Origin of the sequence: Actinotalea alkalitolerans (genome assembly GCF_023369855.1) — a bacterium.
Classification (GTDB): domain Bacteria; phylum Actinomycetota; class Actinomycetes; order Actinomycetales; family Cellulomonadaceae; genus Actinotalea.
In genome coordinates this window covers 177,639-193,441 of record NZ_JAMBPP010000009.1, presented here as the reverse complement: position 1 = coordinate 193,441, position 15,803 = coordinate 177,639, and the positions used below count along the sequence as shown (strand labels likewise).

The 15,803-nt window shown below is 72.1% G+C and carries 16 protein-coding genes; 12 read left to right on the top strand and 4 right to left on the bottom strand.

Annotated elements, in window-relative coordinates; all coding sequences use genetic code 11:
* The 4 genes from murJ to M1R94_RS13230 all read left to right on the top strand — a co-directional run.
* The coding region (gene murJ, locus M1R94_RS13245) for a murein biosynthesis integral membrane protein MurJ (RefSeq protein ID WP_249382173.1) at window positions 1-1,658 on the top strand (1,658 nt) is incomplete at its 5' end.
* Window positions 1,651-2,760, top strand: a complete 1,110-nt coding sequence (locus M1R94_RS13240; protein ID WP_249382172.1) for a glycosyltransferase — start codon at window positions 1,651-1,653, stop codon at window positions 2,758-2,760. The genes murJ and M1R94_RS13240, both read left to right, overlap by 8 nt.
* A 67-nt stretch (window positions 2,761-2,827) precedes the next feature.
* Window positions 2,828-4,501: a CTP synthase gene (locus M1R94_RS13235; protein WP_249382171.1), complete on the top strand. Its 1,674-nt coding sequence runs from the start codon at window positions 2,828-2,830 to the stop codon at window positions 4,499-4,501.
* Window positions 4,498-5,115, top strand: coding sequence for an NUDIX domain-containing protein (locus tag M1R94_RS13230; RefSeq protein ID WP_249382170.1), 618 nt, complete (start codon window positions 4,498-4,500; stop codon window positions 5,113-5,115). The genes M1R94_RS13235 and M1R94_RS13230 overlap by 4 nt, the downstream gene beginning before the upstream one ends.
* Before the next feature lie 16 nt (window positions 5,116-5,131).
* Here M1R94_RS13230 and M1R94_RS13225 read toward each other — a convergent pair whose 3' ends face one another.
* The 3 genes from M1R94_RS13225 to M1R94_RS13215 all read right to left on the bottom strand — a co-directional run bounded on the left by M1R94_RS13225 (window position 5,132) and on the right by M1R94_RS13215 (window position 7,926).
* Complete coding sequence (locus M1R94_RS13225) at window positions 5,132-6,124, bottom strand: COX15/CtaA family protein (protein ID WP_249382169.1); 993 nt, start codon at window positions 6,122-6,124, stop codon at window positions 5,132-5,134.
* Window positions 6,125-6,196: 72 nt separating this feature from the next.
* Window positions 6,197-6,943, bottom strand: a complete 747-nt coding sequence (locus M1R94_RS13220; RefSeq protein ID WP_249382168.1) for an ABC transporter permease — start codon at window positions 6,941-6,943, stop codon at window positions 6,197-6,199.
* The gene (locus tag M1R94_RS13215; RefSeq protein WP_249382196.1) at window positions 6,940-7,926 is read right to left on the bottom strand and encodes an ABC transporter ATP-binding protein; all 987 of its coding nucleotides are present in this window, start codon (window positions 7,924-7,926) and stop codon (window positions 6,940-6,942) included. The genes M1R94_RS13220 and M1R94_RS13215 overlap by 4 nt, the downstream gene beginning before the upstream one ends.
* A gap of 196 nt (window positions 7,927-8,122) precedes the next feature.
* Between M1R94_RS13215 and M1R94_RS13210 the strand changes: the two genes are divergently transcribed.
* Genes M1R94_RS13210 through M1R94_RS13175 form a run of 8 tightly spaced genes read left to right on the top strand, consistent with a single transcriptional unit; the run spans window position 8,123 to window position 14,904 of the window.
* Complete coding sequence (locus tag M1R94_RS13210) at window positions 8,123-8,869, top strand: helix-turn-helix transcriptional regulator (protein WP_249382167.1); 747 nt, start codon at window positions 8,123-8,125, stop codon at window positions 8,867-8,869.
* Window positions 8,866-10,296, top strand: coding sequence for a Fe-S cluster assembly protein SufB (sufB, locus tag M1R94_RS13205; RefSeq protein ID WP_283253352.1), 1,431 nt, complete (start codon window positions 8,866-8,868; stop codon window positions 10,294-10,296). The genes M1R94_RS13210 and sufB overlap by 4 nt, the downstream gene beginning before the upstream one ends.
* Window positions 10,297-10,352: 56 nt before the next feature.
* Window positions 10,353-11,612, top strand: coding sequence for a Fe-S cluster assembly protein SufD (gene sufD / locus M1R94_RS13200; RefSeq protein WP_249382166.1), 1,260 nt, complete (start codon window positions 10,353-10,355; stop codon window positions 11,610-11,612).
* On the top strand, window positions 11,609-11,947 hold the full coding sequence (locus tag M1R94_RS13195) for a non-heme iron oxygenase ferredoxin subunit (RefSeq protein WP_249382165.1): 339 nt from the start codon (window positions 11,609-11,611) through the stop codon (window positions 11,945-11,947). Before sufD ends, M1R94_RS13195 begins: the two co-directional genes overlap by 4 nt.
* Before the next feature lie 9 nt (window positions 11,948-11,956).
* Window positions 11,957-12,715 (top strand): Fe-S cluster assembly ATPase SufC, encoded by a 759-nt coding sequence (sufC, locus tag M1R94_RS13190; protein WP_249382164.1) that lies wholly within the window; start codon window positions 11,957-11,959, stop codon window positions 12,713-12,715.
* 46 nt (window positions 12,716-12,761) lie between these two features.
* Entirely contained in the window at window positions 12,762-14,093 is a 1,332-nt protein-coding gene (locus M1R94_RS13185; RefSeq protein ID WP_249382163.1) for a SufS family cysteine desulfurase, read from the top strand.
* Window positions 14,090-14,566, top strand: coding sequence for a Fe-S cluster assembly sulfur transfer protein SufU (gene sufU, locus M1R94_RS13180; RefSeq protein ID WP_249382162.1), 477 nt, complete (start codon window positions 14,090-14,092; stop codon window positions 14,564-14,566). Before M1R94_RS13185 ends, sufU begins: the two co-directional genes overlap by 4 nt.
* Window positions 14,563-14,904: a metal-sulfur cluster assembly factor gene (locus M1R94_RS13175; RefSeq protein ID WP_249382161.1), complete on the top strand. Its 342-nt coding sequence runs from the start codon at window positions 14,563-14,565 to the stop codon at window positions 14,902-14,904. Before sufU ends, M1R94_RS13175 begins: the two co-directional genes overlap by 4 nt.
* Window positions 14,905-14,920: 16 nt before the next feature.
* Here the strand turns inward: M1R94_RS13175 and ypfJ are convergent, their stop codons facing one another.
* Window positions 14,921-15,802, bottom strand: a complete 882-nt coding sequence (ypfJ, locus tag M1R94_RS13170) for a KPN_02809 family neutral zinc metallopeptidase (RefSeq protein WP_249382160.1) — start codon at window positions 15,800-15,802, stop codon at window positions 14,921-14,923.
* Between the last annotated feature and the right edge of the window lies 1 nt (window position 15,803).

Genomic DNA, 15,803 nt, shown 5'->3' with positions numbered 1-15,803 from the left:
GCGGCCAGAGCCCGACCGGCACGGCGTACGCGACGGCCAACCTGCTGCCGAACGTGCTCTTCGAGGTGGTGGCCGGTGGGGCGCTGGCCGGAGCCGTCGTGCCGTTGCTCGCCGGCCCGCTGGCGCGGGGGATGCGGCACGACGTCGACCGGATCGCCTCGGCCCTGCTGACCTGGGCCGTCGCGGCACTGCTGCCCGCCTCGGTGCTGCTGGCCGTGCTCGCGAGACCGGTCAATGCCGCGCTGATCCGCCCCGACCCGTCGGTGACGGACCCCGCCGTGACCGCGGCAACCCTCGACCTCGCCGGTCAGCTCCTGGTGATCTTCGCGCCCCAGGTGGTGCTCTACGGCATCGGGGTGGTCCTGACCGGGGTGCTCCAGGCGCAGCGGCGGTTCGTCTGGCCGGCTGCGGCCCCCTTGGCCTCGACGGTCGTGGTCGTCACGAGCTACATGGTCTTCCGCAGCCTCGCCGACGGTGCGGTCGACGACCCGGGCGCGCTCCCGACCAGCGCCGTGCTGTGGCTCGGCTGGGGGACGACGGCGGGGGTCGCGGCGATGACCCTGCCGTTGCTGGTCCCGGTGCTGCGGTCGGGGGTGCGGCTGCGTCCGACCTTCGCCTTCCCCGAGGGTGTCGCACGACGGGCCCGGCACCTGGCTCTCGCAGGTCTGGGAGGGCTGGTGGCCCAGCAGGCCTCGGTCGTCGTGGTGGCGTCCCTGGCCAGCAGCAACGGTGGGGCCAGCGGCACGATCAACCTCTTCCAGTACTCCCAGGCGGTGTACTTCCTTCCCTACGCGGTGCTCGCCGTCCCGTTGGCGACGGTGGTCTTCCCCCGGCTCGCGGAGCACGTGGCCTCGGGTGACGCCGTGCGGTACTCGCGTCTGGTGTCGATCAGCACTCGTGCGGTCCTGGTGGTGAGCACAGCCGGCGCAGCGGCGCTCGTCGCGGCGGCACCAGCGGTGGCCGCGGTCTTCGCGCGCATCGACGCGAGCAACGACACCGTGGCGATCTCGGCCATGTCGCCGACGCTGACGTTGCTGGCCCCCGGTCTCCTCGGTTTCGCTCTGATCTTCCACGCCGCGCGCGTGCTCTACGCCATGGAGCAGGGACGTGCCGCGGTGACTGCTGTTGCCGGCGGGTGGCTGGCCGTGCTGGTGGCGTCCGTCGTCGCGGTGCAGCTCATGGCGCCGCGAGGTGGTGACCCGGTGACGAGGTTCCTGGGCCTGGCCCTCGGCCAGGGCGACGCGGAGGCGGCGACGCTGGGCGGGCTGGCCCTGGGCAACACCGTGGGCATGGTGGTCGCGGGTGTCCTGCTCCTCGCGGCGATCACGCGTGCCGCGGGACGCACCTGCGTGGTGGGGGTCGGCCGGTCCCTCGGCGTGGCGGCCGGTGCGGGTCTCGTCGGCGCGGTCGCGGGACGCGTGATGGTCGACGTCGTGCTCGGCTCGGGCTCCGGTCTGCCCCAGGCCGCCGGGTGGCTCGCTGCGGTCGCTGCGGCGGGTGTCGGCACCGGTGGCGTGGTGATCGGCGCGGGGGCGGTGATCGGCGCGACGTGGCTGATGGATCGCGGCACGATCCTCGGCGTGCTGCGGCGCGAGCCGCAGAGCGACCGTGAAGACGTCACCGGCACGACCGACCCTGAGGAGTCCGACCATGGCTGACCGGCTGCGCGTCCTGCAGGTGCTGGGCTCGAGCGCGGGCGGGGTGGCCCGGCACGTCGGGCAGATCAGCGCGGCCCTCGGTCCCCACGGCGCCGATGTCGTCGTCGCGGGGCCGCGGTCGGTGGCGTCCGACGTCACCGCGGACCACGTGACACATGTCGCGGTCGAGATCGCCGACCGGCCCGCCGCGGCCGACCTGGTCGCCCTGCGCCGCCTCCGGGCGCTCGCCTCCGGGGCTGACGTGGTGCACGCGCACGGTCTGCGGGCCGGTGCGCTGTGCGTGCTGGCGGCGCGCACCCTGCGGCACCGCCCGCGGGTCGTGGTGACGCTGCACAACCTGCCCGTCGGTGGGCGGGCGATCCGCACGGTCGCCGGTTGCCTCGAGCGGGTCGTCGCCCGCGGTTCGGACGTCGTCCTCGGGGTCTCGGGGGACCTGGTCGCCCGGGCGGTGGCCCGGGGGGCACCCCTGGCCCTGCGGGCTCTGGTGCCGGCACCGGCGCGCCCGCGTCCCGGGCTCGGACGGCTCGAGGTCCGGGAGGGCCTCGGGCTCACCCCCGAGCAGCACCTCGTGGTCACGGTGGCCCGCCTGGCACCCCAGAAGGGCCTGGATGTGCTGGCCGACGCCGCGGCCCTGCTGGGGCGGGCTCCTGGCGGGACCGAGGTGGTCTGGGTCGTCGCGGGGGACGGACCGCTCGAGGCGGAGCTCGAGGCGCGGGTCGAGGCGGAAGGTCTCGGGGTCCGTCTGCTCGGGCGTCGTCAGGATGTCGCCGAGCTGCTCTCGGCCGCGGACGTCGTGGTCAGCACCGCGGTCTGGGAAGGCCAGCCGCTCGTGGTCCAGGAGGCGCTGGCGGTCGGGGCATCGGTGGTGGCCACCGATGCCGGGGGCACGCGCGAGGTCACCGGGGACACGGCTGCGGTGCTCGTCCCGGTGGGTGACGCCGCGGCGGTCGCCGGGGCGGTGGCCGCCCTGCTCGCCGACCCGCGCGCCCGGCGCGAGCTCGGGCGCGTCGCGCTCGAGCGGGCCGCCGAGCTGCCTGACGTCGACCAGGTGTGCGACCAGCTCCTGAGCGTGTACCGGACCGGCTCGACCCACCAGGGGTGAGCGTTCGTCCGGGCGCACTGCGCGCGGCGTCGGGCCGGACCTCGTTCGTCCGGTAGAGTGGAAGCCCGTGGCAGAGCGCGCAAATCGACTCTCCGGGCGGTCGGATAATACGACCCGGCACATCTTCGTCACCGGAGGCGTCGCCTCCTCTCTCGGCAAGGGCCTGACGGCCTCGAGCCTGGGACGACTCCTGCGAAGTCGCGGCCTGCGGGTCACGATGCAGAAGCTCGACCCCTATCTCAACGTCGACCCCGGCACGATGAACCCTTTCCAGCACGGAGAGGTCTTCGTCACGGCCGACGGTGCCGAGACCGACCTCGACATCGGCCACTACGAGCGGTTCCTCGACGTGGACCTGACGGCCCAGGCCAACGTGACCACGGGGCAGATCTACTCGAGCGTGATCGCCAAGGAGCGTCGCGGGGAGTACCTCGGTGACACGGTGCAGGTGATCCCGCACATCACCGACGAGATCAAGTCCCGCATGCGGGCCCAGGCCGGGCCCGAGGTCGACGTCATCATCACCGAGATCGGGGGGACCGTCGGCGACATCGAGTCGCTGCCCTTCATCGAGGCCGCCCGCCAGGTGCGCCACGACCTCGGCCGGGACGACGTCTTCTTCCTGCACGTCTCGCTCGTGCCGTACATCGGGCCCAGCGGTGAGCTCAAGACCAAGCCGACCCAGCACTCGGTCGCGGCACTGCGCTCGATCGGCATCCAGCCCGACGCACTGGTGCTGCGCGCCGACCGGGACATCCCCGAGTCGGTCAAGCGCAAGATCGCGCTGATGTGCGACGTCGACAACGACGCCGTGATCGCGTGCGTCGACGCCCCGAGCATCTACGACATCCCGCGGGTGCTGCACAGCGAGGGTCTGGACGCCTACGTGGTCCGGCGCCTCGACCTGCCCTTCCGTGACGTCGACTGGGACAGCTGGGAGCAGGTGACCCGGCGGGTGCACCACCCCGCCCACGAGGTCGAGGTGGCGATGGTCGGCAAGTACATCGACCTCCCGGACGCCTACCTGTCGGTGACCGAGGCGTTGCGGGCTGGTGGCTTCGCCAACGACGCCCGGGTGCGGATCCGCTGGGTGGCCTCGGACACCTGCGACACCCCCGAGGGTGCACGCCGCGCGCTCGAGGGTGTCGATGCCGTGCTGGTCCCCGGCGGCTTCGGCGTCCGGGGGATCGAGGGCAAGGTCGGTGCGCTGACCTGGGCACGCACCAACCAGGTGCCCACCCTGGGCATCTGCCTCGGGCTCCAGGTCATGGTCATCGAGTACGCCCGGGCGGTGCTGGGCCTGACGTCGGCGTCCTCCTCGGAGTTCGACCCCGCGACCGAGCACCCGGTCATCGCCACGATGGCCGAGCAGCTCGCGATCGTCGGGGGAGACGGCGACCTCGGCGGCACGATGCGTCTGGGCGCGTACGACGCCGTCCTGGCTCCCGGGTCGGTCGTCGCGGAGGCCTACGGCGAGAGCAAGGTCACCGAGCGGCACCGGCACCGCTACGAGGTGAGCAACCTCTACCGCGAGCGGCTCGAGGAGGCGGGGCTGGTCTTCAGCGGGGTGTCCCCGGACTCGTCGCTGGTCGAGTTCGTCGAGCTGCCGCGCGAGACCCACCCGTACTACGTCTCGACCCAGGCGCACCCCGAGTTCATGTCACGTCCCACGCGGTCCCACCCGTTGTTCGCGGGTCTGATCCGGGCGGCCCTGGAGCGGCAGGCCGGCACCGGCCGATGACCGCGGAGCGCCCTACGGACGTCCTCGCGCCGCGGCCGGTGGTGCGCAGCGAGGTCGTCCACGCCGGGATGATCTGGGACGTCGTGAAGGACACGGTCGACCTGGGTCGTGCCGGGACGGTGCACCGCGAGTACATCCGCCACCCGGGCGCCGTCGCGGTGATCGCCCTGGACGACGAGGACCGTGTGCTGCTGCTGAGCCAGTACCGCCACCCTGCGCGTCAGGAGATGTGGGAGCCGCCCGCGGGGCTGCTCGACGTGCAGGGGGAGGACCTCGTGGCGGCCGCCGCTCGCGAGCTCGCCGAGGAGGCCGACCTGGTCGCGGGCGCGTGGTGGGTGCTGACCGACTTCATGACCAGCCCTGGCAGCAGCGACGAGTCGGTGCGGATCTTCCTGGCGCGGGACCTGTCGCCCGTGCCGGACGGCGCCCGACACGTCCGTGAGGCCGAGGAGAGCGACCTGAAGACCCGGTGGTTCTCGCTCGACGACGTGGTGGCCGCCGTGCTCGAGGGGCAGGTCCGCAACCCGTCGACGGCGGTCGGGATCCTCGCGGCCTGGGTGAGCCGTGCCGGGGGCTGGGCCGGCCTGCGGCCCGTCGCGCCGCCGTCTCTCTGAGCCGGGAGCCCCGGGGTCAGGAGCTCGTGCGCTCGCGCATCGACATCAGCTGCCGCACCAGGGCGATGACCAGGATCCCGGCGCCGAGCATGTGGGCACCCACGAGAACCTCGGGCAGACCGGTCAGGTACTGCACGTAGCCGATCGCCCCCTGGGCGAGTGTGACGCCCAGGAGCACGAGGACCGCGCGTCGGGGTCGGGGGTCGCTCGCGCCACGCAGCACGAGGGCGGTCAGCACGACAAGCCCGGCGAGGAAGACCCACACCGACAGCGCGTGGTAGCGGGCCATCAGGGCCGGGTCCAGCGCGAAGCGTGAGGCGAGCTCGGCGTCACCCGAGTGCGGGCCTGACCCGGTCACCACGACGCCGAGGACCAGGACGACGACAGCCACCGGCACCAGTGCTCGGGCGAGCACCGCGACGGCGGGTTCGACCAGGGGGACCGGCGGGGCGTCGCCCTCCCGGTGACGCACCACCAGTGCGGTCGACACGGCGATCAGGACCATCGAGGCGAGGAAGTGCCCGCCCACGACCGCGGGGTGCAGCTCGACCAGGACGGTGATGCCGCCGACGACGGACTGCGCGAGGACCCCCAGGAGCGGGACCAGGCCGAGCACCCGGTACGGCAGGGCACGGTGACGCTGGCGCCAGACGACCCAGGCGGTCGCGATGGCCAGGACGGCCAGGACGCCGGCCAGGGTGCGGTTGCCGAACTCGATGTAGGGGTGCCACGAGGTGGCCTGGTGCAGGACCGGTGCGAACTGGCCGGGCTCGCACTGCGGCCAGGTCGAGCAGCCCAGCCCCGAGCCCGTGAGCCGCACGGCGCCGCCGGTGACCACGATCAGCACCTGGGCGACCAGGTTGGCCAGCAGGATGCGGCGCGCCCAGGCCGGCGAGGGGACCCACCTGCGGGTGGACGGGTCGCTGGGCCCTGCCGGACGACCGGCCGCCTCTCGTGGCGTGGTGGTACCGGGGCTGTCGGACGCGGGGGCGGAGGTCGTGCTGCTCACGGCACCACGGTACTTGGCCTCGCGCCGCGCTCGGGACGCGCCCGACGCTCGGAGCGGTCCTCGACCGGCTGCTCAGCTCCAGCGGAAGAGGCGTGCCGTCGCGGTCCCGAGCACCGCGGTCCACGCCCCGAGGACCACGACCGACGAGATCGGCAGCCCACCTCCGGTGAGCGTCGAACGCAGCGCCTCGCCCAGCGCCCCCGAGGGCAGCAGGAGGGCGACGTGCCCGGCGGGGACGGGCAGGAGGTCCACGGGCAGCAGCACCCCGCCGGCCGCCAGCAGGAGCACCCAGACGAGGTTGGCCACGGCAAGGACGGCCTCGGCCCGCAACGTCCCGGCCAGCAGCAGCGCGAAGGAGGTGAACGCCGCGGTCCCGAGCAGCAGGATCAACGCGGCCGGTGCGAGCCCGGCAGGGTCGGGCCTCCAGCCCATGGCCACGGCGACCCCCGCGAGCACGGTGATCTGCAGGACCTCGAGGGCCAGCACCCCCAGGCACTTGCCGGCCAGCAGCCCGCCGCGACCCAGCGGGGTGGTCGCGAGCAGGCGCAGCACCCCGTTGCGCCGGTCGAAGCCGGTGGCGATGGCCTGCGAGGTGAAGGCGGTGGACATCACGGCGAGCGCGAGGATGCCCGGGGCGACCAGACCGATCCGGTCGTCGGTCCCGAGGTCGATGAAGCTCGTGCGGGTCAGCACGAGCAGCAGCAGGACCGGCAGCACCAGGGTGATCACCAGCTGCTCGCCGTTGCGCAGCACGGTCCTCATCTCGAAGGCGGCCTGGGCCGCCACCCTGCGGGGCAGCGGGGCCGCAGCACGCGTCATCGTAGGGTCCGTCCGGTGAGGTCGAGGAAGACGTCCTCGAGGGTTCGGCGACCGGTGGTGAGCGAGGTCACGAGCAACCCGGCGTGGGCCGCCCACCCCGCGACGGCGTGCAGCAGGGCCGGGTCGGCCGCGGTGTGCACCTCGAGGGTCTCCCCGTCGACGGTCACCCGGTGGGGGGCGCCGGTGGCGGAGCCCAGGGCCTCGGCCAGGGCTGTGGCCTGCTCGGCCGGCGCGACAGGGCGCGCCGCGGTGGACCAGGGTCGTACGGCCAGCCGCACGACGTCGTCGGTGCCGACGAGCTCCGCCGGGCTGCCTGCGGCGATCGCACGCCCGTGGTCGACGATCACGACGTGCTCGGCGAGCTGCTCGGCCTCGGACATCTGGTGCGTCGTGATGATCACCGTGGTGCCCTGGTCGCGCAGCTCGCGGACGAGCTGCCACACCGCGAGCCGGGCCTGGGGATCCAGCCCCGCGCTGGGCTCGTCGAGGAAGACCACCTCGGGACCTCCGACGACCGCGGTGGCCAGGGCGAGGCGTTGGCGCTGGCCGCCGGACAGGCGCCGGACCTGGGTGCGTGCGAAGGCGTGCAGCCCGAGGCGTTCCGAGAGCTCACCGAGGTCACGCGGGTGGGCGTACATCGTGGCGACGTGACGGAGGACCTCGGCGGCCGGGACCGTCGAGGGCAGACCGCCGTCCTGGAGCATCGCGCCGACGCGTGGGCGCAGCCGGCGTGCGTCGGCCACGGGGTCGAGCCCGAGCACCCGGACGGTGCCCCCGTCGGGGCGACGCAGACCCTCGCAGCACTCGATGGTGCTGGTCTTGCCGGCGCCGTTGGGTCCGAGCACGGCCGTGATGGCGCCGGTGGGGGCCACCAGGTCCAGGCCGCTGACGGCTTCGGTGCCTCGGTAGCGCTTGACCAGTCCCTCGACGACGACGGCGTGCCCGGGCGCAGGGCCAGCAGAGGACGCGGGGCCCGCGCGCAGCGGGCCGGTGGGCGAGGAGTCGGGCACGACGCCGAAGTCTAGGCGGACCCGACGGCGTCCCCCTCTCCGCCCTGGTGAGGCAGACCTTTGTTGCAGGGAAGCAATTCGACAACAAGGATGTTGTCTATATCGCGGGGTCGAGCAGGCCCCGGGACGCACCGTGGCCGCGCCACGACGAGCTCATCGGAGGTGGACCATGCTGACAGCCGTGCCTGCACCGCTCGCAGCCGATCCGGCCGCCGTGGAGTCCACCACGCGTCAACGCATCCTCCGGCTGGTCGTCGAGGTCGGCCCGGTCTCGGTGGTCGAGCTCGCGCGTGACCTCGACCTCACCGCCGCGGGGGTCCGGCGTCACGTCGCCGCCCTCGAGGACTCGGGGCAGGTCGCGGTCCACGACGTGCCGTTGCCCGGCCACCCCCGGCGTGGGCGACCCGCCCGACGCTACGTCGCGACCGACAAGGGTCAGACCGCGCTCAGCAGCGCCTACTCCGACCTCGCCACCCAGGCGCTGCGCTTCCTCGCCCAGGTCGGCGGGGACGAGGCCGTCGAGGCCTTCGCCGTGCGCCGGGTGCAAGACCTCGAGCTCCGGCACGCCGACACGGTCGCCGCGGCGGGCAGCGACGTGGGTGCGAGGGCCGAGGCGCTCGCTGCGGCCCTCGCCGGCGACGGCTACGCGTCCTCGGCCCGCCCGATGCCGGGGGGGCGTGCCGTCCAGCTGTGCCAGGGTCACTGCCCCGTGCGCGACGTCGCTGCCGAGTTCCCCCAGCTCTGCGAGGCCGAGGCTCGGCTGTTCTCGCGGCTCCTGGGCGTCCACGTCCAACGCCTCTCGACGCTGGCCTCGGGCGGTCACGTCTGCACCACCCACGTCCCCACGACCTCACCCTCCGTACGAGCAGCATCCGACCGTCCCGCACCTGCGGCGACCGTGGAAGGAACACGATGAGCGCACCTACCGAACCGATGACCACCGACGAGGAGATCATCAACTCGATCGGCAGCTACGGCTACGGCTGGCACGACTCCGACGCCGCGGGCATGTCCGCGCAGCGGGGGCTCTCCGAGGCCGTCGTCCGGAACATCTCGGCGCTCAAGAGCGAGCCCGAGTGGATGCTCAAGACCCGGCTGAAGTCGCTGCGGCTGTTCGAGAAGAAGCCCATGCCGAACTGGGGCTCGGACCTCGGCGGGATCGACTTCGACAACATCAAGTACTTCGTCCGGTCGACCGAGAAGCAGGCCACCAGCTGGGAGGACCTGCCCGAGGACATCAAGAACACCTACGACCGCCTCGGGATCCCCGAGGCCGAGAAGCAGCGTCTGGTCGCGGGGGTGGCGGCCCAGTACGAGTCCGAGGTCGTCTACCACCAGATCCAGGAGAGCCTCGAGGAGCAGGGCGTCATCTTCGTGGACACCGACACGGGTCTGCGCGAGTACCCCGAGATCTTCGAGCAGTACTTCGGCTCGGTGATCCCCCCGGGCGACAACAAGTTCGCCGCGCTCAACACCGCGGTGTGGTCGGGCGGGTCGTTCATCTACGTGCCGCCGGGCGTGCACGTGGAGATCCCGCTCCAGGCCTACTTCCGGATCAACACCGAGAACATGGGCCAGTTCGAGCGCACGTTGATCATCGCCGACGAGGGCTCCTACGTGCACTACGTCGAGGGCTGCACCGCCCCGATCTACTCGAGCGACTCGCTGCACTCCGCGGTCGTCGAGATCATCGTCAAGAAGAACGCCCGGGTGCGGTACACGACGATCCAGAACTGGTCGAACAACGTGTACAACCTCGTGACCAAGAGGGCTACGGCCGCTGAGGGCGCGACGATGGAGTGGGTCGACGGCAACATCGGCTCCAAGGTCACCATGAAGTACCCGGCGATCTACCTCATGGGGGAGCACGCCAAGGGCGAGACGCTCTCGATCGCCTTCGCGGGCGCGGGGCAGCACCAGGACGCCGGCGCGAAGATGGTGCACGCGGCGCCCCGCACGTCGTCGTCGATCATCTCCAAGTCGGTGGCCCGCGGTGGCGGACGCACGTCCTACCGTGGCCTGGTGCAGGTCCTCGAGGGTGCCGAGGGGTCCACGTCGAACGTGCTGTGCGACGCGCTGCTCGTGGACCAGATCTCGCGGTCCGACACCTACCCCTACGTCGACGTCCGTGAGGACGACGTGTCGATGGGTCATGAGGCCACGGTCTCCCGGGTCAGCGAGGAGCAGCTCTTCTACCTGATGTCGCGCGGGATGGCCGAGACCGAGGCGATGGCGATGATCGTGCGTGGCTTCGTCGAGCCCATCGCCCGCGAGCTGCCGATGGAGTACGCCCTGGAGCTCAACCGCCTGATCGAGCTGCAGATGGAAGGCTCCGTCGGCTGATGACCTCGATCCCCTCGACCGACACCACCACACCAGAAGAGGCTATGCCCACCGACATGTCCACAGATCTGTCCACCGACCACAGCCGGGCGGTCACCGACGGTGCCCACACGCACGGTCGCGGTGGCACGCCCGACAGCTCGCGCGCCTCACGGAAGACCTCGTACGACCTGGAGGACTTCACGGTCCCCGACGGTCGCGAGGAGGAGTGGCGTTTCTCGCCCGTAGCCCGGCTCGCGCCGCTCTTCGACGCGTCGGGCGAGGGTCTGCGAGGCACCTCGACGCGGACCACCGTGGTGAACCCGCCCGAGGTCGAGGTCGAGATCGTCGGTCGTGACGACTCCCGGGTCGGTGTCGCGGGTCGTCCCGGGGACCGCACCTCCGCAGCCGCCTGGCAGTCGTTCCGGGAGGCGACCGTCGTGACGATCCCGGCGCAGGCCGTGGCCTCTGCCGCGACCAGCGTGCGGGTCGAGGGAGTCATCGCCTCGGGCCTGGCCCCGGGCAGCGGCTCGGCACCCGAGCCGTCGGCCTCCCACCTGGTGATCCACGCCAAGCCGCTCAGCGAAGCGGTGGTCGTGGTGGACCACCTGGGACTGGCGTCCCTCTCCGAGACGGTCGAGATCCTGGCCGAGGACGGCGCGCACCTGACGGTCGTCTCGATCCACGACTGGGACGCGGGCACGGTGCACGCGGCTGCGCACCGCATCCGCATCGGCCGCGACGCGGTGGTCAAGCACATCGTCGTGACCCTGGGTGGGGACGTGGTCCGGGTCACCCCTGATGCCGAGTTCACCGGCGAAGGGGGTGAGGTCGAGATGCTCGGTCTGTACTTCGCCGACGCCGACCAGCACCAGGAGCACCGCCTCTTCGTCGACCACGTGGTTCCGAGCTGCCGCTCGCGCGTGACGTACAAGGGTGCGCTGCAGGGGGCCGGGGCGCACACGGTCTGGGTCGGTGACGTCCTGATCCGTGCTGCCGCCGAGGGCACCGACACCTATGAGCTCAACCGCAACCTCGTGCTGACCGACGGTGCCCGTGCCGACTCGGTGCCGAACCTGGAGATCGAGACGGGGCTCATCGAGGGCGCCGGTCACGCGTCGGCGACCGGGCGCTTCGACGACGAGCAGCTGTTCTACCTGCGCTCGCGGGGCATCCCCGAGACCGACGCGCGCCGCCTGGTCGTGCGCGGGTTCTTCGCCGAGCTGATCCAGCAGATCGGTGTCCCCGCGATCGAGGAGCGCCTGCTGGGCGCTATCGAGGCCGAGCTCGAGCGGAGCATGAGCGAGCTCGACACCGTCGCGACGGTGACCGGATGACCGCTCAGCTCGCCTGCATGGTCTCCGACATCGCCCCCGGCTCGGCCCTGCGGGTCGAGCTCGAGGGCGAGACCGGACCGGTTCCCGTCGCCGTCGCACGCGACAGCGACGGGCGCTTCCACGCCCTGAGCGACATCTGCTCGCACGGGCAGGTCTCGCTCTCGGACGGCGAGGTCGAGGACGGCACGATCGAGTGCTGGCTCCACGGGTCCACCTTCGACCTGCGCAGCGGAGCCCCGCTCGCTCTCCCGGCCACCCGCGCGGTGCCCGTCTACCCCCTGACCATCGACGGCGAGCGCGTGCTCGTGGACGTCGACATCACACTGAACTTCTGAGGAGAACCGATGTCCACTCTCGAGATCCACGACCTGCACGTCAGCGTCGAGACCAAGGAGGGCTCCAAGCCCATCCTGCGCGGCGTCGACCTGACGGTCGCCTCCGGTGAGACGCACGCGATCATGGGCCCCAACGGCTCGGGCAAGTCGACGCTGGCCTACTCCCTCGCGGGTCACCCCAAGTACCAGATCACCCAGGGCACCGTCACCCTGGACGGCGCGGACGTGCTGGCCATGAGCGTCGACGAGCGGGCACGCGCGGGCATGTTCCTGGCCATGCAGTACCCGGTCGAGGTCCCCGGCGTGAGCGTCTCGAACTTCCTGAGGACGGCCAAGACGGCGATCAGCGGCCAGGCCCCGGCCCTGCGTCACTGGGTCAAGGACGTCCGTACAGCGATGGACCAGCTGCGCATGGACCCGACCTTCGCCGAGCGGAACGTCAACGAGGGCTTCTCGGGCGGGGAGAAGAAGCGCCACGAGATCCTGCAGATGGAGCTCCTCGACCCGAAGTTCGCGATCCTCGACGAGACGGACTCGGGCCTGGACGTCGACGCGCTGCGCGTGGTCTCCGAGGGCGTCAACCGGGTGCGTGCCACGGGCGAGGTCGGTGTGCTGCTGATCACGCACTACACGCGGATCCTGCGCTACATCCAGCCCGACTTCGTGCACGTCTTCGTCGACGGCCGGATCGCCGAGCAGGGTGGCCCCGAGCTCGCCGAGCGGCTCGAGACCGAGGGCTACGACCGGTTCCTCGCCCCGTCCGCCTGATCCTCACCCCGACCTGCACCGGCCACGGCCGGTCGAAGGGACTCTCATGACGGCGACCCTCGAGCCGCAGGCCCCCGGCCGGCGCTCGGCACTGACCTCGGCGGAGCTGGCTGCCGTGCGGGCCGACTTCCCGCTCCTGTCGCGCACCGTCCGCGGTGGTCGTCCCTTGGTGTACCTCGACTCGGGGGCGACCTCGCAGAAGCCGGACGTGGTGCTCGACGCCGAGCAGGACTTCTACCTGCAGCGCAACGCCGCGGTCCACCGTGGCGCGCACCAGCTCGCCGAGGAGGCGACCGAGGCCTTCGAGCAGGCCCGGGTCGAGGTCGCGACGCTGGTCGGTGCTGCGGCGGACGAGATCGTCTGGCAGCCCAACGCCACTGCGGCGATCAACCTCGTGGCCTACGCGATGTCCAACGCGACCCTGGGCCGCGGGGGGCGTGCAGCCCGACGGTTCGCCCTGCAGCCCGGCGACGAGATCGTCGTCACCGAGGCCGAGCACCACGCCAACCTCGTCCCCTGGCAGGAGCTGTGCGCACGGACCGGGGCGGTGCTGCGCTGGATCGGCGTGGACGACGACGGCCGGCTGCGCACCGACGAGCTGGGCACCGTCGTCACCGACCGGACCCGGGTCGTGGCCTTCAGCCACGCCTCGAACGTGACCGGGGCGGTGACGGACGTCGGTGCCTTCGTGCGGCGGGCGCAGGAGGTCGGTGCCCTGACCGTGCTCGACGCCTGTCAGAGCGTCCCGCACCTGCCGGTGGACCTGCACGCGCTGGACGTGGACCTCGCGGCGTTCTCGGGCCACAAGATGCTCGGACCCACCGGCGTGGGCGCGCTGTACGGAAAGCGTGAGGTGCTCGCAGCGATGCCTCCCGTCCTGACCGGAGGATCGATGGTCGAGGTCGTCACCATGGAGACGACCACCTACGCCCCGCCCCCGCAGCGCTTCGAGGCCGGCTCGCAGATGGTCGCCCAGGCGGTGGGGATGGGAGCCGCGGCCCGGTACCTGCACGAGCTGGGGATGGACGCCGTGGCCGCCCACGAGGAGCAGATCGCCGCGCTCCTGGTGGACGCCGTCGCGGCGGTGCCCGGCGTGCGGATCCTGGGACCGACCGACACGCGGGACCGGCTTGCTGCGGTCTCGTTCGTGGTCGACGGGGTGCACGCCCACGACGTCGGCCAGGTCCTCGACGACGCCGGGGTGGCGGTGCGGGTGGGTCACCACTGCGCCCAGCCGTTGCACCGCCGGCTCGGGGTCGCGGCGTCGACCCGCGCATCGGCGGCGGTCTACACCACGGCCGAGGAGGTCGCGGTCTTCGCCGAGGCCCTGGGCCGCGTCCGCCCGTTCTTCGGCCTGTCCGACCAAGGAGAGTCATGAGCTCGATGGAACAGCTGTACCAGCAGCTCATCCTCGACCACGCCAAGTCCCCGCACGGCAAGGGCCTGCTCGAGACCTACGAGGCGGAGTCGTTCCAGGTCAACCCGACCTGCGGCGACGAGGTGCGCCTGCGCGTCCACCTGGCCGCCGACGCCTCGGGAGGAACCGTCGTGGACCGCGTCGGGTGGGACGGCCAGGGGTGCTCGATCTCCCAGGCCTCGGTCTCGGTGATGTCCGAGCTCGTGACGGGGGCACCCGTGGCGACCGCGGACCTTCTCGGCGAGACCTTCAAGGCCCTGATGCACACCCGCGGCGAGGGGCTCGACGACCAGTCCGAGGACCTGCTCGGCGATGCGACGGCCTTCACCGGCGTGGCCCGTTACCCCGCAAGGATCAAGTGCGCACTGCTCGGCTGGATGGCGCTGCGTGACGCGCTCGTCCAGACCGGCGTGACTCAGGAGGAGAAGGCATGACGACCACAGCACCGGGCTCGATGCCCACACCGCCGTCCGCGGCCGACGTCGAGGAGGCCCTGCGCGACGTCATCGACCCCGAGCTGGGGATCAACGTCGTGGACCTCGGTCTGATCTACGGCGTCGTCGTGGACCAGAACAACCACGCCGTCGTCGACATGACGCTGACGTCGGCGGCCTGCCCGCTCACCGACGTCATCGAGGACCAGGCGGGCCAGGCTCTCGACGGCGTCGTCAACGGGTTCCGGATCAACTGGGTGTGGATGCCGCCGTGGGGTCCCGAGAAGATCACCGTCGACGGTCGCGAGCAGCTGCGGGCGCTCGGCTTCAACATCTGAGCGTCAGGAACCGCGGTCACAGGCTCTCGGCGGCCAGCGCGTTGCAGTCGTCGAGGGTCCCGCCCTCGAAGCCGACCAGGAACCACTGCTGACGCTGCTCGCTCGAGCCGTGCGTCCAGGCCTCGGGGCTGACCGTGCCGGTGGCCTGCTCCTGGATGCGGTCGTCACCGACGGCCGCGGCCGCCGAGAGGGCGTCGGCGATCTCCTCAGGGGTCAGCGGCTGGAGGAAGGGGACGCCCGAGACGGGGTCGGGCACCGTGGAGGCGTTGCGCGCCCACATCCCGGCCAGGCAGTCGGCGGTGAGCTCGATGCGCACCGAGTCCGACCCGGGCCCGGTACCTGTGCGGTCGGCCTGGTCCATCAGCCCGGTGATCTGCTCGATGTGGTGCCCGTACTCGTGGGCGACGACGTACATCTCGGCGAGCGGGCCCCCTGAGGAACCGAAACGCGTGCGCAGGTCGTCGTAGAACCCGGTGTCGATGTACATGGACTGGTCGGCCGGGCAGTAGAAGGGGCCGACCGCACTCGTCGCGTTCCCGCAGCCTGTCTGCACCGAGACCTCGAAGATCTCCGCACCGGGCTGCACGAACTCCTTGCCCGCGGCGGGAAGCGCCTGCGCCCAGTACGCGTCCAGCGAGTTGAGCGCCCCCACCACCCGACAGCTGACGTCCTGGTTGGCGTCGGCCCCCGTCTCGCAGCCCTCGACCGCGCTGGTGGCCTCGCTGGTCGCCGACCCCTGCGAGAGTCCGTCGCCCAGGGCGGTCAGGTCGATCCCGAGCAGCTGGGACAGCACCACCAGTGCGAGCACGCCGAGGCCACCGCCCACCGCGACGCCACGGCCACCGCGGCTCGTCCGGACCCGGCTCGAGTCCAGCCGCGCACCCTCGTTGAAGGTCATG

Bases quoted from the DNA above. Each gene is read 5' to 3' on its own strand.
- sufC (WP_249382164.1), top strand. From the start codon at position 11,957: ATGTCCACTCTCGAGATCCACGACCTGCACGTCAGCGTCGAGACCAAG.
- sufU (WP_249382162.1), top strand. From the start codon at position 14,090: ATGAGCTCGATGGAACAGCTGTACCAGCAGCTCATCCTCGACCACGCC.
- M1R94_RS13210 (WP_249382167.1), top strand. From the start codon at position 8,123: ATGCTGACAGCCGTGCCTGCACCGCTCGCAGCCGATCCGGCCGCCGTG.
- M1R94_RS13240 (WP_249382172.1), top strand. From the start codon at position 1,651: ATGGCTGACCGGCTGCGCGTCCTGCAGGTGCTGGGCTCGAGCGCGGGC.
- sufD (WP_249382166.1), top strand. From the start codon at position 10,353: ATGTCCACAGATCTGTCCACCGACCACAGCCGGGCGGTCACCGACGGT.
- M1R94_RS13230 (WP_249382170.1), top strand. From the start codon at position 4,498: ATGACCGCGGAGCGCCCTACGGACGTCCTCGCGCCGCGGCCGGTGGTG.
- M1R94_RS13185 (WP_249382163.1), top strand. From the start codon at position 12,762: ATGACGGCGACCCTCGAGCCGCAGGCCCCCGGCCGGCGCTCGGCACTG.
- M1R94_RS13175 (WP_249382161.1), top strand. From the start codon at position 14,563: ATGACGACCACAGCACCGGGCTCGATGCCCACACCGCCGTCCGCGGCC.
- M1R94_RS13195 (WP_249382165.1), top strand. From the start codon at position 11,609: ATGACCGCTCAGCTCGCCTGCATGGTCTCCGACATCGCCCCCGGCTCG.
- M1R94_RS13220 (WP_249382168.1), bottom strand. From the start codon at position 6,943: ATGACGCGTGCTGCGGCCCCGCTGCCCCGCAGGGTGGCGGCCCAGGCC.
- sufB (WP_283253352.1), top strand. From the start codon at position 8,866: ATGAGCGCACCTACCGAACCGATGACCACCGACGAGGAGATCATCAAC.
- ypfJ (WP_249382160.1), bottom strand. From the start codon at position 15,802: ATGACCTTCAACGAGGGTGCGCGGCTGGACTCGAGCCGGGTCCGGACG.